Source organism: Alcaligenes faecalis (assembly GCF_041521385.1).
GTDB classification, from domain to species: domain Bacteria; phylum Pseudomonadota; class Gammaproteobacteria; order Burkholderiales; family Burkholderiaceae_B; genus Alcaligenes; species Alcaligenes faecalis_E.
On sequence record NZ_CP168006.1, the window covers coordinates 1172947 to 1190937 of the forward strand.

The following is a 17991-nucleotide window of genomic DNA, read 5'->3' on the forward strand; positions in this document are numbered from 1 at the left end:
TTTAAGGATTTCTCATGCGACTCTCCGTACTACTTAGCGTCCTTCCCGCCATTTTGCTGACTGCTTGCACAGCCACAGGTAATAGCGCACAAACAGGCTCGAGCTCTTCGTTCAGCGACGACCCTGTTGGCCTATGCAATGCGGACGCCCTGAGCCCTGCAGGTCAGACCGCCAGCAAAAGCCAGGTTGAGCGTCTGGTTAAACAAGCCGGTGCCGCTAAAGCGCGCGTACTGGCCCCAGACCGCATGTACACCACCGACTACGACCCAAGCCGCCTGAACATCCGCGTAGACGAACAAAACAGCATTATTTCTGTTTACTGCGGCTGATCCCCCATGACTCACGACCAAAGCCAGCATTTGCTGGACACTCTGTTCGCCCCCTGGGTACAAGCCCTCAAGCTGAGCGTAGAAAACGTCAATGAAGACGGCGTTGTGTTGCGCCTGCCTTTTTCGGATCAATTGACACACGTGGCCGGTGTGGTCTGCGGTCAGGTGTATATGGCGGCGGCCGATACCGCCATGGTGCTGGCGGTCAGCCAAAGCCTGGGCGAGTTTCGCCCCATGACCACGGTTTCACTGAACACCAGCTTTGTCCGCCCGGTCAGCCAAGGGGATGTGCTGGTACACGCCCAGGTGCTGAAACGTGGCAAAAGCATGGTCTTTGGCGACATCAAGCTGCTGGACGAGCAAGGCAGGCTGGCGGCTCACGCCACCACCACCTACGCGCTCCTGCCGGGCTGATTCCGCCCTAAACACCCACCCGATTTTCAAGACAGACTCTGACACAAAACAGTGCGCCTAACCGTTTGTCAGAGCAAGCCTGGCCCGACTATCATCGTCCTAGCACCTGTGCCCCAGCATTGCCTTGGGGCCCTACCCCGCCCGATTCCTCGTTGATCGCTTTACTGGAGAAGTTGAAATGGCAAAAGTCCTGGTTCTCTATTACTCCGCCTATGGCCACGTAGAAAAAATGGCTCAAGCAGTGGCCGAAGGAGCACAAAGTGCTGGCGCGGCGGTAGATATCAAGCGTGTCCCCGAACTGGTCCCGGAAGCGGTGGCCCAGAAAGCGAATTTCAAGCTGGATCAAGCCGCTCCGGTCGCCACCATTGCCGACCTGGAAAATTACGACGCCATTATCGTGGGCACTGGCACCCGTTTCGGGCGCATCAGCTCGCAAATGGCCAGTTTTCTGGATCAGGCCGGTGGTCTGTGGGCGCGTGGCGCACTCAATGGCAAGGTAGGCGGCGCCTTTACGTCTACCGCCACCCAACACGGCGGGCAGGAGCTGACACTGCTGTCCATTATTCATAACCTGATGCACTTTGGCATGATCGTGGTGGGCCTGCCCTACAGCTTTGCCGGTCAGACCCTGATTGATGAGGTAACCGGTGGCAGCCCCTACGGCGCCTCCACCATTGCCGGTGGCGACGGTTCTCGTCAGCCCAGCCAGAACGAACTGGACGGCGCACGCTACCAGGGCCGTCATATCGCTGAAATTGCAATCAAGCTCAAAGGCTGAAACGGAGTACACAGATGGGCATGATGATAGATGGACAATGGCATAGCAAAGAGCCTGTCAGCAACACCCAGTCCGATACCTTTGAACGTGCCCAGTCTGCCTTCCGGGACTGGATTACGGCCGATGGTGGCCCCGGCCCGGACGGCCAGGCAGCGCAAGCGGCCCAGGCCAACCGCTATCACCTGTATGTTTCGCTGGCCTGCCCCTGGGCGCATCGCACCTTGATCATGCGCGAATTAAAAGGGCTGCACAAACTGATTTCCGTCTCGGTGGTGAACCCTATCATGGGCGATCAGGGCTGGACCTTTGAACCAGCAGAGGGCGTGGTGCCGGACCCGGTCATGGATGCTCAATTCCTGCATCAGCTCTATGCCAAGGCAGACCCGCAATTTACGGGGCGCGTTACCGTCCCCGTACTGTGGGACAAGCAGCGCGGCACGATCATCAATAACGAGTCGTCCGAGATCATGCGCATTTTCAATAGCGCCTTTGATACTTTGGGCGCGCGGAGCCTGGATATGGCACCTGTCGAGCTGCTGGGCGAAATAGACAAGATCAATGCCCATGTGTATGACACCGTCAATAACGGGGTCTACAAAGCAGGTTTTGCCCGCTCACAAGCCGCCTACGACACAGCGGTTCATGGCTTGTTCGATAGTCTGGACGGACTGGAAGTCCGCCTAAGCCAACAACGCTACCTGGCCGGTACGCAACTGACCGAAGCCGACTGGCGCCTGTTCACCACCTTGATTCGCTTTGATCCCGTCTATGTTGATCATTTCAAATGCAATCTGCGCCGTCTGATTGACTATCCGAACCTGTGGAATTACATGCTGGAGCTGTACCAGATGCCCGGCGTGGCCGACACGCTCAGCCTGAATCACATCAAGATCCACTACTACAGCAGCCATCGTCAACTGAACCCAACAGGCATTGTGCCGGCTGGCCCGGTGCTGGATCTGAACGGGCCCCACGGACGAGGTCATTTACCTGTCCAGCCAGGGCCCTTGCATATCGGTCTTCAGTAACCAGGACGATCGAAAATATCAGGATTGAGCAAGATCGAGCGGTCTACCTGATTGATATCGGTACGGCCGCAAAACGCCATGGATACATCTAGCTCATTGGCCATCAGTTTCAGCAAACGGGCTACGCCGGCCTGACCTGCTGCACCCAGGGCATACAGGAAAGCACGACCAATCATGGCGCCTTGGGCACCCAGGGCACGGGCGCGCAACACATCCTGGCCGCTGCGGACCCCCCCATCGACCAGCACTTCAATCTTGTCGCCCACCGCCTTGCTGATCGCAGGCAGGCAGGAAATTGATGACGGTGCGCCATCCAACTGACGGCCACCGTGATTGGACACGATCAAGGCATCGGCGCCGCTATCGACGGCGTAACGCGCATCGTCCGCATCCATAATGCCTTTCACAATCAGCTTTCCGCCCCAGGCATTCTTGATCCACTCAATGTCTTTCCAGTTCAAGGTCGGGTCAAATTGCTCTGCCGTCCACGTGGACAAGGAGCGCAAATCCGACACTCCCTTGGCATGGCCGACAATATTGCCAAAGCTGCGACGGTGTGTGCGCAGCATATTGCGACACCAGTACGGCTTGGTCGCCAGATTCAGCAGGTTAGGAATAGTCAGACGCGGAGGCGTGGTCAGGCCATTTTTAATATCTTTGTGACGCTGCCCCAGAACCTGCAAGTCCAGAGTCAGGACCAGCGCCGAGCAATTAGCTGCTTTAGCACGCGCAATCAAGTTTTCAATAAAGCTGCGATCACGCATCACGTACAACTGAAACCAGAATGGGGCGCGGGTAGCCTGGGCCACATCTTCCAACGAGCACACGCTCATGGTGGACAGGGTAAAAGGAATGCCAAAATCCCGTGCTGCCAAAGCCGCCAGCATTTCACCATCGGCGTGCTGCATACCCGTCAGACCCGTAGGCGAAATGGCGACTGGCATGGCCACATCCTGGCCCAGTAACTGGGTTTTCAGACTGCGGTGGTCAATGTCCACGGCCACGCGCTGTTTGAATTTCAGCTTGTGAAAATCCTGCTCGTTCGCGTGATACGTACCCTGTGTCCAGGAGCCGGAGTCGGCGTAGTCATAAAACATCTTGGGCACACGGCGTTTAGCCACCAAGCGGAAATCTTCAGTGCAGGTAATTTTCGACAGATCCATTACAGTAGGCTCCAAAACAATGTCGTAATAATGCGACTTTGTGTCCTGTGGGGCAAGTCATCCGAGGCCAAAGTGCGAAGTTTCTGCCTTCTCTGTTTTACTTCGTATGCGCCATACTGAGCGTGACCAGGCCCTGGCAGAGCGGCAAACCTTGCCACTGGCGGCCTCCCAGTGTTTTCATACATAAAAAATCCAAAAAAAGACTATTTCGCTAAAAAGCACTGAGATATTGGTGACAAGTAAAAATAGCCGTGCTATAGTTCTACTTCTTTAGCGGCTGTAGCTCAGTTGGATAGAGTACTTGGCTACGAACCAAGGGGTCGTGGGTTCGAATCCTGCCAGCCGCGCCATATTCAGCAAAAAAGCCATTTCTTCGGAAATGGCTTTTTTGCTTTCTACTCGAGCATCACCCCTGCATCCGCAATACGATAGGGCACAGACAAGGCACGCTGGCCTCGGTACAATCGCCAATACCAAAAACTAAAAACACTACACAGTGCCGGGTTAAATCCGCCTCCCCCTGCTCCGCACGCCCCAGCAAAGCCTTATTTCTTGGCATTTTCAAAAAAATTTCATCTTTATTTTAAGAAAAATGCTTTTTTGGCTTGTCATGAGAATAAATAGTCTGCTATAGTTTCACTTCTTTAGCGGCTGTAGCTCAGTTGGATAGAGTACTTGGCTACGAACCAAGGGGTCGTGAGTTCGAATCTTGCCAGCCGCGCCATATTCCAGTTGGTTCCCTTGTTGAAATCAACGACCAGAGTTAGAACTCGTGGGGTCAAACCCAATGGATAGGACTCTGAAAAGATCAGCCCTGATGACATTGTCATCAGGGCTTTTTCTTTGCCTGCCACTTTCTTCTCCTTTCTACTGCTCACCCACAGGCCAATCAAATCCCTGTCATTGAAAACCGGGCACAATAGCCATAACGCCCTCCTGCCCCGATGACATAAATCGCAAAGGGGCACACAGTGTAAAGTAGCGACTTCCGCCAGACAGGACCTCCCTGTTCCTGCTTACCCACACAATCTGCGCGGAACTCTTCTTATTCGACAGGATTGACCATGTTTGAGCGCACAAAACTTCTTTTGCCTGTAGCGGCCCTCCTTCTGAGCAGCGCCAATAGCCATGCTCAGGACAGCAGCCCCGCCATTCAACTGGCCCAAATGGGCGGAGCCATGCATGCTGCCGCCGAAGTGTGTGGTGACTACAACCAGGCCCAGCTTGATGAAATGAAAAAACAGCAGAAATCCTCCATTCAAAGCATGGGCTTGAATGACGAGGACTTTGAGAAAGCCTTTGAGCAAGGCCTGGGTCGGGGTCGTCAGGATCTACAGAAAGCCACAGCCGAACAACGCCAGCAAATGTGCGAGCAATTGCGCTCCGGCCCGAAGTTCTGAGTTCGCTCCGCCCAGCAAAAAGGCGCTCTGGTTCGCAAGGAACCAGAGCGCCTTTTACTGCCAGCGCCAAAACCCGAAGGGCTTACAGCGCCTTGACCATATCTTCGATGGTCTTTTTGGCATCGCCAAACACCATCATGGTCTTGTCCATATAGAACAGCTCGTTATCCAGACCAGCATAACCGGCTGCCATGGAACGTTTGTTCACGATCACGGTTCGGGCTTTGTAGGCCTCCAGAATCGGCATGCCCGCAATCGGCGAAGCCGGATCGTTCTTGGCGGCCGGGTTGACCACATCGTTAGCGCCTAGAACCAGCACCACATCGGTCTGGGCAAACTCACTATTGATGTCGTCCATTTCAAAGACCTGTTCGTAAGGCATTTCTGCCTCGGCCAGCAAGACGTTCATATGACCAGGCATACGACCCGCCACTGGGTGAATAGCGTAGCGCACATTCACGCCCTGGCTGGTCAGCTTGTCCGACAACTCTTTCAAAGCGTGTTGGGCACGAGCCACGGCCAAACCGTAACCAGGCACAATCACCACGGACTCGGCATTGCTCATCATGAACGCGGCATCGTCAGCACTACCGGACTTCACCGAACGATTGCCCTGATCTGCCCCACCCGCTGCAGCTTCCGGATTGGCACCAAAACCACCCAGAATCACGTTGAAGAAGGCACGGTTCATGGCCTTGCACATGATGTAGGACAGAATCGCCCCGGAGGAACCCACCAACGAGCCCGCAATGATCAGCATGGAGTTGTTCAGGGAAAAACCAATCCCGGCTGCCGCCCAGCCCGAATAGCTGTTCAGCATGGACACCACCACGGGCATGTCCGCACCGCCAATCGGGATGATCAGCATCACACCCAGCAGAAAGGACAAGGCCAGCAGCACACCAAAGGCCCACCATGCCTGCGTCATCACAAAGATCGCGCCGCACGCCAAAGCCAGCAAGCCCAGCAGCAGGTTCAGCATGTGCTGACCTTTAAAGGTGACGGGTGCGCCCTGGAACAATCGGAACTTGTACTTGCCCGACAGCTTGCCAAACGCGATCACCGAGCCGGAGAAGGTAATGGCACCGACCAGCGCGCCCAAAGCCAGCTCCACACGGTTACCCATGGGAAGAGCAAACTCGGCCGAACCAATACCAAAGGCCACCGGCTCCAGCACCACGGCAATCGCAATGGCTACCGCAGCCAGACCGATCATGCTGTGCATGAAGGCCACCAGTTCCGGCATCTTGGTCATTTCGACACGGCGCGCCATGACGGTGCCCAGCACGCCACCAATCACCAGACCAATCAGCACCCGCAACAGGCCCGATAGCTCTTTGCCTGCAGGAGCCAGGCTATAGATCAGCACAGCGGTAGTGGCAATGGCCAAGGCCATCCCCACCATGCCGAACAAATTGCCACGACGCGAACTGGCCGGATGCGACAAGCCTTTCAGGGCTTGAATAAAACACACCGAGGCCAGCAAATAGCACAAGGTAACGGTATTCATGGAGATCATGACTGCCCTTCCTTGGGCGTATTTTTAGCGCCCTTCTTTTTAAACATTTCCAACATGCGGCGGGTTACCAGGAAACCACCAAACACGTTGACCGAGGCCAGCGCGGTGGCAATAATGCCCATCGCCTGCGCCCAAGGGCTTTCGGTCAGGGCCGCTGCCAGCATCCCGCCCACAATAATGATGGCCGAGATCGCATTGGTCACCGCCATCAAAGGCGTGTGCAAAGCGGGCGTCACTGTCCAGACCACGTGGTACCCCACGTAAATGGCCAGAACAAAGATGATCAGGTTAATGACCAGAGGAGAAATAATATCCATGGCGTCAGGCTCCCTGCTGTGGAAAGAGTCGTTTGCCACCCTGTACCACCCGGCTGGCATTCACAATGTCGTCGTCCGCAGGGATATGCAGCTCGTCAGACTGATCCTTGAGCATCAAGCCCAGGAACTGTTGAATATTGCGTGCATACAAGGCTGACGCATCCGCGGCCACCCGGGCCGGGAAGTTGGTCTCGCCCACCAGGGTCACGCCATGTTTTTCCACAATCTGATCGGCTTCAGTCAACGCGCAATTACCGCCACGTGCTGCAGCCAGGTCAACAATGACCGAACCCGCTCGCATGGACTGCACGACTTCCTCGGCAATCAACCGCGGAGCAGGACGCCCCGGAATCAAGGCCGTGGAAATAATGACATCAGCCTGCGCGCAGCGTGCGGCCACGACCGTTGCCTGCCGTTGTAACCAGGAAGCCGGCATGGGACGGGCATAACCGCCCACTCCTTGCGCGGCCTCACGCTCCTCATCGGTCTCGTAAGGCACATCAATGAACTTGCCGCCTAACGATTCGATCTGCTCACGCGCGGCAGGACGTACGTCAGAGGCTTCCACTACCGCCCCCAAACGACGTGCTGTCGCAATCGCTTGCAAGCCAGCTACACCCGCGCCCAGCACCACGACACGGGCCGCTTTGACGGTGCCCGCCGCGGTCATCATCATGGGAAAGAATCGGGGATATAAGGTGGCCGCTTTCAGTACCGCGGCATAACCCGCGATATTGGCCTGCGAGGACAGAACGTCCATGCTTTGCGCCCGCGTGGTACGCGGGATCAGCTCCAGGGCGAATGCCTGACAACCCGAAGAGGCCAGCCGGTCCAGACCCTGACTCTCGTAAGGATCCAGCATACCGACGACCACATGCTCGGCACGTAAACGCGCCGAATCCACATCAGCCGGGCCTACTACCAACAGCACGGTAGCTTGATAGGGATCTCCTATCGTTGCCCCTGCTGCCTGGTAATCGGCATCCGAGCTGGCAATACCTTGTCCGGCACCCGCCTCGATAATCACCTCATGGCCCGCCTTGCGGTAGGCCTTGATGGTATCGGGCGTGGCCGCTACCCTCTTTTCCCCGGTCCCCCGGGGGCTTAGTACACCCAGTCGCATCTTCAATCTCCAGTTAATTAACTAACTTCTACGATCTCTGACGACGTGCAGTACCCGGATGGGTGAGTCTGTCACCAACAGGACATGACCCAACAACCTCTCCGGCCCGGTATGTGTTTGTCCACAGTACCGGAACACCATCTATAAATTCGGATGTGCATGAACAGGCCTATTCCAGGCCTGCTTGAACAGGGTAGAAACCCACCCTTTTGTGTCCCTCTCCCACTCCTGCCCCTTGCAGGAAACTGTCATTCTTTTTAACTCACTATAAGGGCCTTTATTTGACACAAGAAACCCTAACTCGCACTAGACCGCTTTAGGCGAAAAAGCAAGACACATTACTACCACCTGATTATCGCAATAGGAGGCTTGTTCTACCGATTTTTTTTATTTACCTGCCAGGCAACACGGATCAGATCAGCCTGTGCCCTGGACTTAGACGCCTGATAATTAAAACCACAAGTATTGCTCTGCTGCTAAGATAGCAACTTCTTATAAAACTTGTCATCAAGCTGTAATGCTTACTCAGAATCACGCCACCGCGAGGCTTACCTCGTTAATCGCTACTGAGTCGCTTCTTTTAAAAGCCTAGGCAGGCGCTCCCTTGAATCACGGTTCACCTGCACTATTAAGCTCCAGGCTGATCTATCCCCATGGCAGAAATCAACATCGATCGCGTAGTGAAACGCTACGGCAGCAACACCATCATCAATGAACTTAGCCTGCAAATCCGGCATGGCGAGTTCTTTACTTTACTCGGGCCCAGCGGCTGTGGAAAAACCACCTTGCTGCGTATGATTGCCGGTTTCATCATCCCTGATGAAGGCCGTCTGTTTCTGGACAAAGAAGACATTACCTATCTGCCCGCACACAAGCGCGAGACCGGCATGGTGTTTCAGGACTACGCACTGTTCCCGGATAAAACCGTGTTTGACAATGTGGCTTACGGCTTGCGCGTCCGCAAAGTCAGCAGCAGCGACATCAAGAAAAAAGTCGCCTATATTCTGGACCGCGTGGAACTGGGCGGTATGGGCGAACGTTACCCGGCCGAGCTGTCCGGCGGCCAGCGCCAGCGTGTGGCCCTGGCCCGCTCTTTGGTCATCGAGCCCCGCGTCTTGTTGATGGATGAGCCCTTGTCCAATCTGGATGCCAAGCTGCGTATTCAAATGCGTCAGGTCATCCGCGAATTGCAGCAGGAATCCAACATTACGGCTATTTTCGTGACACATGACCAGGAAGAAGCCCTGTCCATGTCGGACCGTATTGCCTTGCTGCGCCAGGGCCGTATCGACCAGCTCGATACCCCCGAAGCCATGTACTCCACCCCACGCACCGCCTATGCCGCCGACTTTATCGGTGCGGCCAACCTGATCGACACCCTAAGCGTGCACATGGAAGCTGATCACACCACCGTCAGCATTGCCGGTGGGCACATTATGGTGAACAACCCACCACCTGCCGGCCAAGTGCTGCTGGCAGTACGCCCTGAAAACATCACCCTGCATACCGAGGCCCAGGCTGCGAGCATTCCGGCCCACGTCGTGGCGCGCCAGTATCTGGGAACCAAAACGGCCTACAGCCTGAAGCTGAGCGACGGCAAACAAATTATTGCTGACGTTGCTGCCGCCCAGGATCTGCATCTGTCTGCAGGAGCTTCGGTGAACCTGAGCTTTAGCCCTGAATGTCGTCTGGTCGAGGCCTAAGACCCATGGCTATTGCTGCACGCCCCCTGGCCCTTCGTTCTCCCTGGTTTCTGCCCGCCCTGGTCTGTCTGGTGGTGCTGGTGTTCTGGGTTGTCTGGCCTCTCGCCTCCCTGTTCTATCAAAGCGTCATCGACCCGGCAACGGGCCTGCCCAGCCTGCATGGCTTTGAAACCTTCTTTAGCGAACCGCGCTATGTTGAAGCCTTTTTCAACACCATCAAGCTGGGCCTGATCTCCACCATCGGCACCTTGCTGCTGGGTGCTCCGCTGGCCTATGTGGTGGCCCGCTACGACTTCCCCGGCAAGGCCATTGTGGCCATCCTGCCCCTGACCACCATTGTGCTGCCGGACATCATCGTCTCACAGGCCTGGCTGATGCTGCTGGGTAATAACGGTGTGGTGCGTCTGGCCCTGGAAGGTATTGGTATCGACCTGCCCAGCTTCTATGGCTGGTTCGGCATGTCCTACGTGCTGATCCTGAACGATTACACCTATGTGTATATCGGCATGCTGGCTGCGCTCAAGGCCATTGATGGCACGCTGGAAGAAGCGGCCGTGAACCTGGGTGCCAGCAACTTCAAGCGTGCGCTTAGCGTGACCTTCCCGGTGCTGATGCCTGCCCTGCTGGTCAACGCCATGATTGTGTTCACGCTGGCCGTGGACAACTTCTCCATCCCCATGATTCTGGGTGGTCAGGTGGATGTGCTGTCCTCGCTGACCTACACCACCTTTCTGTCCGAGATGAGCGGCAACCCCACCATGCAAGGTGTGCTGGCCGTGGTGTCCGTGATTTTGGTCGGTGCCGTGCTGTTCATTCAGAAACGAGTGCTGGAGCGCAAGACCTTCCAGATGCAGCAAGGCCGTGCCCCGCTCCCGGTCCGTGCTCAAGGTCTGGCCGGCATCTTGCTGACCATCGGTGCCGTACTGTTTGTGACCTTCTCGCTGATCCCGGCCTTTATCGTGCTGATGGGCGCCTTCACCAAAGCCAGCGGCCCGGTCATGCAATACGGCACCTTCACGCTGGACAATATGGAGCGTGCCCTGCGCTACGCTCCCGAGCCTATCCTGAACTCGCTGATGCTGGCCAGTGTCGCCACGATTGCAGGCACCTGCTTTGCCACGATCTGCAGTTACCTGATCGTGAAAAAGCGCCTGTTCGTGGTAACCGCGCTGGACTATATGGTGATGCTGCCGTTGGCCATTTCCGGCACCGTGCTGGGTATTGCCCTGATCCAGACCTACAACAGCGGCATGCTGGTGCTGACTGGCACCTGGGTGATTATGGCCGGCGCGTACTTTGTGCGTAAAGTACCCTTCTCCATTCGCTCGGCCTCGGCCTCGCTCTACAACATTCCCGACTCCATCGAAGAAGCCTCCATCAATCTGGGCGTCAGCCCCTTCCAGAGTTTCTTCAAAGTGGTTCTGCCCTTGATGAAACCCGCCATTCTAGGCGCGGCCATCCTGATGTGGGTCACGTCGCTGGCTGAAATTTCCGCCACTATCGTGCTGTATTACGGTGGTATGGAGACCATGCCCATCCAGATGTTCCGCCAGATCGACGCCGGCTTTTTGGCCCGCGCTTCGGCTTACGGGGTGATCCTGATGGTCGTGATTCTGGTGCCGATTTATCTGGCTATCCGTTTTCTCAAGCTGGATCTGTTTTCCAGCCGCTAATCTAAAAAGGCTCACTATGCTGACTACACGTTTTCTGAAAACTGGTCTGGCACTCTCCTTCAGTGTCGGCGCCCTGTCCCTATCCAGTGCCGCCCTGGCCGCCAATGCCGTGATGTACACGCCCAATAATGTACAAACCATTGATACAGCACTGGAAATCGCTCGCAAGACCGCTCCTGACCTGTCCATTCAACAAGTGACTTCGGGTGCTGGCGCCTTGATGAAGCGTATCGAAGCCGAAGCAAAAAACCCGCTGGGTGATGTGGTATGGGGCACTGGCTATGGCACCATGGCTGCTTTCCAGCAGAATTTCGAAGCCTACGAATCGCCCGAAAACAAGGCCATTCCTGAAGCCTTCCACGGCAAGGACAGCCTGTGGACCAGCTCCAACGCCCACGTCATGGTCATCATGGCCAATGATCGCCAACTGAAAGGCCAGGCCGCTCCCAAAACCTGGGCCGACCTGTTCGATCCCCAGTGGAAAGGCAAGGTCATTATTGGTGATCCAGCATCCTCGGGCAGTGCGTACGACCAGGTTTACGGCATCTACCAACTGTACGGCGCTGAAGGCCTGCAGAAACTGGCGGCCAACGTCGTCGTGTCCAAAAGTTCAGGCCAGGTTTACAAGAGCGTGGCGAACGGCGAATACCCCTTGGGCGTGACCATGGAGTACGCCGCCTACGCCTACGTGGCCGGTGGTCAGAAAGGCATTGCGCTGATCTACCCTGAAGACGGCACCTTCATTGCCCCGGAAGGCGTGGCCGTGATCAAGAACCCCAAAAACGGCCAGGAAGCCGCCCACAAACTGGTGGACATCTTGCTGTCCAAAGAGGTTCAGGAAGCCGAGCTGGTTGAGAACTTTCGCCGCCCCACCCGCAGCGACATCAATGTGGCCGAGCTGACCAACTTGCCGAACCTGGATCAGATCAAGATTGCCAGCACCGATCCTTTGAAGGCCGCTGCCGAGTACGAAACAGTCATCGAGGCCTGGAAACAGGCGTTGGCAGCAGTGGGTAAATAAACCGACCAAGCCCCGAACTGAACAACGACGCCAAGTGGGCCTGACCCACCCGTTGATTGATCAGAACTCAATACAAAACCCTTGGTGTGGGCTTCGCTGCGCACCAAGGGTTTTTTATCACCGCTAAAAAACGACGCCCAAAAAAGAAGCAAGATCCGCCCTAACCCTCTCAGAGTCGTTCAATATGCAGCACCGGCTCACCAAGCTCCATCCATCAAGCCATCGCCGCCGAGACTCGCTGTCCTGTAGCCTCCAAACCCTCTTGCTCCACACAATCAAGACGAATGATGTAGTTTAAAAAGTCCCCGCCTACATTGGCCGCCAAGGGCAGAACCTCCAGCCCCTGTTGTGTCACCATATCAAACACAAGCCGAAAATTAGGGCGCGTGGAGCGCCAATAAATAGCCCCGTGCTTATGCAAATCGGCGCATCAATCAGCAACAAGAACGGGATCCTGATGGAAGCCTATCTCCATTCCAGCCCCCACCGTATTTAATCCACCGGATAAATCTGGTCTTCACGCAAACGCGGACGGTCTGCTTCCACTTCCGTCAACGGCTCCACGCGCTGCATCGTTGCCAGGGACCGCTGAGCCAGACGCTGATACATACGCGTACCGAAGAACTTGCCATCAATGGCTTTCTGATCCAGTTCCTTGACCACCGTGGCTGGAGAACCCGCCACCAGACTGCGGGGTGGCACCTGCATGCCTTTTTTCACAAAGGCCATGGCACCAATAATGCTGTCTGCACCGATGTCCGCCGCGTCCATGACGACCGCATTCATGCCCACCAGCACATTGCGGCCAATGACGCAGCCGTGCAGCACTGCACCGTGTCCGACGTGGCCATCCTCATGCACCACGGTGTCCTGATAAGGCGTGCCGTGAATAACACAGGTGTCCTGAATGTTGGAGCCGGCCTTCATGATGATGCGCCCGAAGTCCCCTCGCAAACTGGCCAGAGGGCCGATGTACACGCCCTCACCAATAATGACGTCACCAATCAGTACAGCGGTAGGATGAACATAGGCCGTAGGATGAACCACGGGCACCAGCCCATCAATAGAATAAATATTTTGCATACCTGCCTCGTACAAAAAGCCTGCACCCACAGCCGGCCCCAGGTCCGGCCAAAAATACGATCATAGCTGCTACAGACCGATATAATGCGCCGTACTCTTTCTTTTTGCATCCTATGAGCATGTTGTATTACTGGCTGGCTTTTTCCTTGGGCATGGTGTTTTACGCCGCCTACTTGTCGCAGTCCTTTTTGCTGTCGCAAGGCATCCTCTATATGAAGGAAAAAGATCAATCGCCACCCCTGCTCTGGCTGTTCACCCGCTTGATCGGCTTTATTCTGCGCGCCATTCCCGGCTTGCTGATGCGCCCCATTCCCCTGATTCTGTGGGTCGTGGGCATGGGACTGACGGTGCAATACAGCTTCGCGCTTTAAGCCAGACAGCCCCCATCCCTCTTGTTCACTGCCCAAACGGCCAAGCCAGGATAGGGGACTCCCGCTCCCCGTGCTTGCGACTCCCAGTCAAGCATTCTGCGCCTGTCAGTCAATTCAGCGCCGCCCTCCCCTCCTACACTGACGCAAACCAAGACGGCCGGGCTCGGTAAGCAGCGCGGTCTGGCGATCAAGATCGCGGATACCGCGACAAGGAGGATGTATGCAGACAAGAAAAATCGTCCGGGCAGCCGCCGTACAGGCCGCCTCTCCCAACTACGATCTGGCAGCGGGTGTTGATAAAACCATTGAGCTGGCTCGTCAGGCACGCGATGAGGGCTGCGACCTGATCGTGTTTGGTGAAACCTGGCTGCCCGGCTATCCCTTCCACGTCTGGCTGGGCGCACCGGCCTGGTCGCTGAAGTACAGTGCCCGCTACTATGCCAACTCACTCTCGCTGGACAGTGCAGAGTTTCAACGCATTGCCCAGGCCGCACGGACCTTGGGTATTTTCATCGCACTGGGTTATAGCGAGCGCAGCGGGGGCAGCCTTTACCTGGGCCAATGCCTGATCGACGACAAGGGCGAGATGCTGTGGTCGCGTCGCAAACTCAAACCTACACATGTCGAGCGCACCGTGTTTGGTGAAGGTTATGCCCGTGATCTGATTGTGTCCGACACCGAGCTGGGCCGCGTCGGTGCCCTGTGCTGCTGGGAGCACCTGTCCCCCTTGAGCAAGTACGCGCTGTACTCCCAGCACGAAGCCATTCACATTGCCGCCTGGCCGTCCTTTTCGCTGTACAGCGAACAGGCCCATGCGCTCAGCGCCAAAGTGAACATGGCTGCCTCGCAAATCTATTCAGTTGAAGGCCAGTGCTTTACCATCGCCGCCAGCAGTGTCGTCACCCAGGAGACACTGGACATGCTGGAAGTCGGTGAACACAACGCCTCCTTGCTGAAAGTGGGCGGCGGCAGTTCCATGATTTTTGCGCCGGACGGACGCACCCTGGCGCCCTACCTGCCACACGATGCCGAAGGCCTGATCATTGCCGATCTGAACATGGAAGAAATTGCCTTCGCCAAGGCCATCAACGACCCTGTGGGCCACTACTCCAAACCCGAGGCCACCCGTCTGGTACTGGACCTGGGGCACCGTGAACCCATGACTCGGGTGCACTCCAAAAGTGTGATCAAGGAAGAAGCGCCCGAGCCGCGCGGGCAAAGTACGGCTGCGCCCGTCGCCATCAGCCAGACTCAGGACTCGGATACGCTGCTGGTGCAAGAACCGTCCTGACCCCAAAAGATGACAAGGCCCGGGCAAACTGTCCGGGCCTTGATTCCTTCTGCGTCCCCGATCCCGCATCCGCTTCATCCTGGTCGGAAATTATCGTCGCCTGTCACTCTTTCTGGTCTGGCACAAACCAGAGATCTTGCCGGATACTTAGTCAGTCCAGTTGATCGCAGTCCCAGCCATCAGCCTTTGGACTCAAGACGGAGAGGTCATCAATGGAGCAATGGTCCACCACGGCAATTCCCGCCACCCGGCGCGCGCCCTATTGGATGGAGGCCGTCAGCAAGGCCTATGTGCAACTGGAATGCGCCGTTCCGTCCCGCTCCAGCGCCCCTTTCTTCGGAGCCATTACGCGTCGTGAGCTGGCGGCCGTCAGCCTCTCTCATATCACCTCGACCACACAGACAGTCCTGCGCACACCGCTGCAAATCTCCAGAGCATCCGAGGATATTTTTCTGCTCAGCATACAAGTGGCCGGAGCGGGAAAGCTGGTTCAGGATGACAAGACCGCTTACCTGCAGCCCGGTGAGTTGGCCTTGTACGACTCCACCCGTCCCTATCAGCTCTTGTTTGACCATGACTTCAAGCAGTATGTGCTTTCTTTGCCCGGCTCCATCTTGCGCAAGCGTTTGCACAATGCCGAGGACATGACGGCCTGCAAAATCACTAGCGCCCAATCGGGCACGGCACGTTTGCTCTCCCATATGGTCAGCGAACTGATGGACTGCCCACCCTCCGGTGGCCCTATTGTAGATTTGTCGCTTGCCGACAGCCTGGTCGGTATTCTGGTCGCCGCGCTGGCAGAAAATCTGGGCAGCCTGCCTTTAAGCGACGATACGGGATCTGTCCGACGCGACCGCATCAAAGCCTATGTGCTGGAAAATCTGCGCGACCCGGAGCTGAATATAGGCAAGATTGCCAAACGTCTGAGCCTGACGGCCAGCACCGTGCATCGTGCCTGGGAAGGCGAAGCCGATTCACTGACAAACTGGATTTGGTCCATGCGCCTGAAAGGCGCTGAACAGGATTTGCGCCGGCTGGCCCACCACAACAAGACCATCACGGAAATTGCTTACCACTGGGGGTTCAGCAGCTCTGCCCATTTCAGCCGGGCATTTCGGCAGCACTTTGGTGTGCCGCCCAAAGAGGCCCGCGAAAGTATGCGGGCCCTGGTTCAATCAGACTCGATGCCTGTCTGATCAGGCAATCGCCTTGCCATCATTCAAGGCCAACAGGCCTTTGACCAGGCGGTACAAAATCCACACGCCCACAATTACGATGGTCACAAAACCCACCAGAATTGCCATCAGCAAGAACGAAAGCGCCACGCCCACAAAGCCCCACCAGAAGGTACGGATTTGCCAATCGAAGTGCGACTCCAGGTAGGTGCCGCGAACCTCATCACGCTTGATGTAATTGATGATGATGGCGGCCAAGGCGGTAATACCGCCAAACATGGACAAAATGTACAGGGCGTAATTGATTAATGTCAGGTTACGCAGGTTGACCAACTGCTTGGTACCCTCGTCTTGTGGAACCGGGTTCATGTCATCACTCATTCATTACTCCTTGGAAAACAAACGGTAGCGTTACCTTTGCCGTAACGCTACCGGAGAAAAGTTGTTCGGGCCAACGACTGCCAGTAAATTAACGCAGTCCAATAAAGGGCATGGCAGAACCGGGAACCAGGCTTTCTGGCAATTTACCGTCCCATTTTTCCACTGCATTCAAATTGACCAGATTTGTGTTCTGGGCCAATGCCTGTGCCTTGGCAGAAATCGCCTTGGCTTCGGCTTCACCACGCAGACGAATACCATCGGCTTCAGCCATGTAGCGTTCTCGCTGAGCGCGAGCCTCTGCTTCAGCCTGCACAACTTGGATTTCAGCCTGAATGGAAGCAGTTTCTTTTTGCTGGCGTGTGGTTTCAATTTGAACCTGAGCCAACATGCGGTTTTCAATCGATTGCTCGTAGGCTTTTGAGAAAGCCACTTCCTCAACCTGCACGCCCATCATTTGCAAAGGAGCGGCCTCCAACGTCACACGCATGGCTTCATTGATGTCAGCCCCCAGCTTCTCGCGATTCTGGATGGACTGAGCAGCCGTGTATTTACCAAACACGTTCTTGATCACGTCCAAAGCCTTACGCTCCAGCAAGCGGGCTTCCAACGCTTCCAGCGAACCGTATTCGGAATATAGCTGAGCCACATCGGTTTCAGGCACTCGATACGTTACCGAGGCCACCATGGAGGCAGACTGCTGGTCAAAACTGTACGCCTCAAGTTGCATGCGAACCGTGTGATCACGTACCGAGATTTTGCGTACCGTATCAAAGAACGGGACCTTGAAGTCCAAACCAGGTTCAGCCACACGAACCAGCTTACCGTTACGCAGCACCACGCCACGCTCACCCTGATCGACCTGCAAGAACGAGCCCATGGAGGCCACGATCAGGATCAGGAAAATAACCACAGCAGCCCCAAGGAAACCCAGTCCCTTGGAGTAATTGGTCGTGCCACCTTCTGACTTTGTTTTAGCGGCCAGTTTCATCAATGGATTTTTATCAGTGCTCATCACGGCTTCCTTTGTGTGGCTGACGCGTCTGGTCTTTTAATTGACGACGTTCCACCATCAGTTGCCGTATGCCTTTGGCAATCAAGTAGGCCAGCACAGCGGCCCCCAACAAAATCAAGATGATACGCATGACGCTTCAGTCTTCCCACTAGATTTCAAACAGACGGCAATTATCCCCGATTCCTTCTGCCACGCTCAGAAAAGAAGCGT

Annotated in this window: 20 protein-coding genes and 2 tRNA genes; 13 read left to right on the forward strand and 9 right to left on the reverse strand. The window is 55.9% G+C overall.

Translation table 11 applies throughout. The features are described 5' to 3' along the window. Positions 1-14 precede the first annotated feature (14 nt). The 4 genes from ACDI13_RS05320 (at position 15) to ACDI13_RS05335 (ending at position 2549) form a co-directional block, all read left to right on the forward strand. Positions 15-329 (forward strand): I78 family peptidase inhibitor, encoded by a 315-nt coding sequence (locus tag ACDI13_RS05320; RefSeq protein ID WP_316991041.1) that lies wholly within the window; start codon positions 15-17, stop codon positions 327-329. Positions 330-335: 6 nt separating this feature from the next. Beyond that, the gene (locus ACDI13_RS05325; protein ID WP_316991040.1) at positions 336-743 is read left to right on the forward strand and encodes a PaaI family thioesterase; all 408 of its coding nucleotides are present in this window, start codon (positions 336-338) and stop codon (positions 741-743) included. A 178-nt stretch (positions 744-921) separates the two neighbouring features. Further along, the gene (gene wrbA / locus ACDI13_RS05330) at positions 922-1521 is read left to right on the forward strand and encodes an NAD(P)H:quinone oxidoreductase (protein WP_316991039.1); all 600 of its coding nucleotides are present in this window, start codon (positions 922-924) and stop codon (positions 1519-1521) included. Between the two features lie 14 nt (positions 1522-1535). Further along, positions 1536-2549: a glutathione S-transferase family protein gene (locus ACDI13_RS05335; RefSeq protein ID WP_316991038.1), complete on the forward strand. Its 1014-nt coding sequence runs from the start codon at positions 1536-1538 to the stop codon at positions 2547-2549. Here ACDI13_RS05335 and ACDI13_RS05340 read toward each other — a convergent pair. Then, positions 2543-3712 (reverse strand): alpha-hydroxy acid oxidase, encoded by a 1170-nt coding sequence (locus tag ACDI13_RS05340; protein ID WP_316991037.1) that lies wholly within the window; start codon positions 3710-3712, stop codon positions 2543-2545. The genes ACDI13_RS05335 and ACDI13_RS05340 overlap by 7 nt on opposite strands. Before the next feature lie 273 nt (positions 3713-3985). Between ACDI13_RS05340 and ACDI13_RS05345 the strand changes: the two genes are divergently transcribed. The 3 genes from ACDI13_RS05345 (at position 3986) to ACDI13_RS05355 (ending at position 5112) form a co-directional block, all read left to right on the forward strand. Further along, positions 3986-4062, forward strand: a tRNA-Arg gene (locus ACDI13_RS05345). 297 nt (positions 4063-4359) lie between these two features. Continuing rightward, a tRNA-Arg gene (locus tag ACDI13_RS05350) sits at positions 4360-4436 on the forward strand. Positions 4437-4776: 340 nt separating this feature from the next. Next, complete coding sequence (locus ACDI13_RS05355; protein WP_316991036.1) at positions 4777-5112, forward strand: hypothetical protein; 336 nt, start codon at positions 4777-4779, stop codon at positions 5110-5112. Positions 5113-5194: 82 nt separating this feature from the next. Here ACDI13_RS05355 and ACDI13_RS05360 read toward each other — a convergent pair whose 3' ends face one another. The 3 genes from ACDI13_RS05360 to ACDI13_RS05370 are packed head-to-tail and all read right to left on the reverse strand — an operon-like array spanning position 5195 to position 8071. Then, complete coding sequence (locus tag ACDI13_RS05360; RefSeq protein WP_316991035.1) at positions 5195-6631, reverse strand: NAD(P)(+) transhydrogenase (Re/Si-specific) subunit beta; 1437 nt, start codon at positions 6629-6631, stop codon at positions 5195-5197. Next, a complete protein-coding gene (locus ACDI13_RS05365; protein ID WP_009457776.1) occupies positions 6628-6948 on the reverse strand; it encodes an NAD(P) transhydrogenase subunit alpha in 321 nt (106 codons plus the stop codon). The genes ACDI13_RS05360 and ACDI13_RS05365 overlap by 4 nt, the downstream gene beginning before the upstream one ends. Before the next feature lie 4 nt (positions 6949-6952). Beyond that, on the reverse strand, positions 6953-8071 hold the full coding sequence (locus ACDI13_RS05370; protein WP_316991034.1) for an NAD(P) transhydrogenase subunit alpha: 1119 nt from the start codon (positions 8069-8071) through the stop codon (positions 6953-6955). 653 nt (positions 8072-8724) lie between these two features. On the opposite strand from ACDI13_RS05370, the gene ACDI13_RS05375 reads away from it, so the two are divergent. Genes ACDI13_RS05375 through ACDI13_RS05385 form a run of 3 tightly spaced genes read left to right on the forward strand, consistent with a single transcriptional unit; the run spans position 8725 to position 12468 of the window. Continuing rightward, positions 8725-9774 (forward strand): ABC transporter ATP-binding protein, encoded by a 1050-nt coding sequence (locus tag ACDI13_RS05375; RefSeq protein WP_316991033.1) that lies wholly within the window; start codon positions 8725-8727, stop codon positions 9772-9774. A 5-nt stretch (positions 9775-9779) separates the two neighbouring features. Further along, positions 9780-11447, forward strand: coding sequence for an iron ABC transporter permease (locus ACDI13_RS05380; RefSeq protein ID WP_316991032.1), 1668 nt, complete (start codon positions 9780-9782; stop codon positions 11445-11447). 16 nt (positions 11448-11463) lie between these two features. Next, positions 11464-12468, forward strand: a complete 1005-nt coding sequence (locus tag ACDI13_RS05385) for an extracellular solute-binding protein (protein WP_316991031.1) — start codon at positions 11464-11466, stop codon at positions 12466-12468. Between the two features lie 214 nt (positions 12469-12682). Here ACDI13_RS05385 and ACDI13_RS05390 read toward each other — a convergent pair whose 3' ends face one another. Next, positions 12683-12826 (reverse strand): hypothetical protein, encoded by a 144-nt coding sequence (locus ACDI13_RS05390; RefSeq protein ID WP_316991030.1) that lies wholly within the window; start codon positions 12824-12826, stop codon positions 12683-12685. A 134-nt stretch (positions 12827-12960) separates the two neighbouring features. Then, positions 12961-13551: a phenylacetic acid degradation protein PaaY gene (locus ACDI13_RS05395; RefSeq protein ID WP_094198279.1), complete on the reverse strand. Its 591-nt coding sequence runs from the start codon at positions 13549-13551 to the stop codon at positions 12961-12963. A gap of 113 nt (positions 13552-13664) precedes the next feature. On the opposite strand from ACDI13_RS05395, the gene ACDI13_RS05400 reads away from it, so the two are divergent. From ACDI13_RS05400 to ACDI13_RS05410, 3 genes are all read left to right on the forward strand, one after another. Then, the gene (locus ACDI13_RS05400) at positions 13665-13922 is read left to right on the forward strand and encodes a hypothetical protein (protein WP_316991029.1); all 258 of its coding nucleotides are present in this window, start codon (positions 13665-13667) and stop codon (positions 13920-13922) included. A gap of 220 nt (positions 13923-14142) precedes the next feature. Continuing rightward, positions 14143-15213, forward strand: a complete 1071-nt coding sequence (locus ACDI13_RS05405) for a nitrilase (protein ID WP_316991028.1) — start codon at positions 14143-14145, stop codon at positions 15211-15213. A gap of 212 nt (positions 15214-15425) precedes the next feature. Then, positions 15426-16409 (forward strand): helix-turn-helix domain-containing protein, encoded by a 984-nt coding sequence (locus ACDI13_RS05410; RefSeq protein WP_316991027.1) that lies wholly within the window; start codon positions 15426-15428, stop codon positions 16407-16409. On the opposite strand, the gene ACDI13_RS05415 is transcribed toward ACDI13_RS05410, so the two are convergent. The 3 genes from ACDI13_RS05415 to ACDI13_RS05425 all read right to left on the reverse strand — a co-directional run bounded on the left by ACDI13_RS05415 (position 16410) and on the right by ACDI13_RS05425 (position 17911). Continuing rightward, positions 16410-16769: a hypothetical protein gene (locus ACDI13_RS05415; RefSeq protein ID WP_316991026.1), complete on the reverse strand. Its 360-nt coding sequence runs from the start codon at positions 16767-16769 to the stop codon at positions 16410-16412. A gap of 88 nt (positions 16770-16857) precedes the next feature. Beyond that, complete coding sequence (locus ACDI13_RS05420; RefSeq protein WP_316991025.1) at positions 16858-17781, reverse strand: SPFH domain-containing protein; 924 nt, start codon at positions 17779-17781, stop codon at positions 16858-16860. Continuing rightward, positions 17771-17911: a hypothetical protein gene (locus ACDI13_RS05425; protein ID WP_022983530.1), complete on the reverse strand. Its 141-nt coding sequence runs from the start codon at positions 17909-17911 to the stop codon at positions 17771-17773. The genes ACDI13_RS05420 and ACDI13_RS05425 overlap by 11 nt, the downstream gene beginning before the upstream one ends. Positions 17912-17991 lie beyond the last annotated feature (80 nt).

What these genes read in the sequence shown, in the direction of transcription:
- ACDI13_RS05340 (WP_316991037.1), bottom strand. Translation starts at nt 3,712, where the DNA reads ATGGATCTGTCGAAAATTACCTGCACTGAAGATTTCCGCTTGGTGGCT.
- ACDI13_RS05385 (WP_316991031.1), top strand. Translation starts at nt 11,464, where the DNA reads ATGCTGACTACACGTTTTCTGAAAACTGGTCTGGCACTCTCCTTCAGT.
- ACDI13_RS05335 (WP_316991038.1), top strand. Translation starts at nt 1,536, where the DNA reads ATGGGCATGATGATAGATGGACAATGGCATAGCAAAGAGCCTGTCAGC.
- ACDI13_RS05370 (WP_316991034.1), bottom strand. Translation starts at nt 8,071, where the DNA reads ATGCGACTGGGTGTACTAAGCCCCCGGGGGACCGGGGAAAAGAGGGTA.
- ACDI13_RS05410 (WP_316991027.1), top strand. Translation starts at nt 15,426, where the DNA reads ATGGAGCAATGGTCCACCACGGCAATTCCCGCCACCCGGCGCGCGCCC.
- ACDI13_RS05360 (WP_316991035.1), bottom strand. Translation starts at nt 6,631, where the DNA reads ATGATCTCCATGAATACCGTTACCTTGTGCTATTTGCTGGCCTCGGTG.
- ACDI13_RS05405 (WP_316991028.1), top strand. Translation starts at nt 14,143, where the DNA reads ATGCAGACAAGAAAAATCGTCCGGGCAGCCGCCGTACAGGCCGCCTCT.
- ACDI13_RS05365 (WP_009457776.1), bottom strand. Translation starts at nt 6,948, where the DNA reads ATGGATATTATTTCTCCTCTGGTCATTAACCTGATCATCTTTGTTCTG.
- ACDI13_RS05390 (WP_316991030.1), bottom strand. Translation starts at nt 12,826, where the DNA reads ATGGTGACACAACAGGGGCTGGAGGTTCTGCCCTTGGCGGCCAATGTA.
- ACDI13_RS05320 (WP_316991041.1), top strand. Translation starts at nt 15, where the DNA reads ATGCGACTCTCCGTACTACTTAGCGTCCTTCCCGCCATTTTGCTGACT.
- ACDI13_RS05425 (WP_022983530.1), bottom strand. Translation starts at nt 17,911, where the DNA reads ATGCGTATCATCTTGATTTTGTTGGGGGCCGCTGTGCTGGCCTACTTG.
- ACDI13_RS05395 (WP_094198279.1), bottom strand. Translation starts at nt 13,551, where the DNA reads ATGCAAAATATTTATTCTATTGATGGGCTGGTGCCCGTGGTTCATCCT.
- wrbA (WP_316991039.1), top strand. Translation starts at nt 922, where the DNA reads ATGGCAAAAGTCCTGGTTCTCTATTACTCCGCCTATGGCCACGTAGAA.
- ACDI13_RS05380 (WP_316991032.1), top strand. Translation starts at nt 9,780, where the DNA reads ATGGCTATTGCTGCACGCCCCCTGGCCCTTCGTTCTCCCTGGTTTCTG.
- ACDI13_RS05325 (WP_316991040.1), top strand. Translation starts at nt 336, where the DNA reads ATGACTCACGACCAAAGCCAGCATTTGCTGGACACTCTGTTCGCCCCC.
- ACDI13_RS05375 (WP_316991033.1), top strand. Translation starts at nt 8,725, where the DNA reads ATGGCAGAAATCAACATCGATCGCGTAGTGAAACGCTACGGCAGCAAC.
- ACDI13_RS05355 (WP_316991036.1), top strand. Translation starts at nt 4,777, where the DNA reads ATGTTTGAGCGCACAAAACTTCTTTTGCCTGTAGCGGCCCTCCTTCTG.
- ACDI13_RS05400 (WP_316991029.1), top strand. Translation starts at nt 13,665, where the DNA reads ATGAGCATGTTGTATTACTGGCTGGCTTTTTCCTTGGGCATGGTGTTT.
- ACDI13_RS05420 (WP_316991025.1), bottom strand. Translation starts at nt 17,781, where the DNA reads ATGAGCACTGATAAAAATCCATTGATGAAACTGGCCGCTAAAACAAAG.
- ACDI13_RS05415 (WP_316991026.1), bottom strand. Translation starts at nt 16,769, where the DNA reads ATGAGTGATGACATGAACCCGGTTCCACAAGACGAGGGTACCAAGCAG.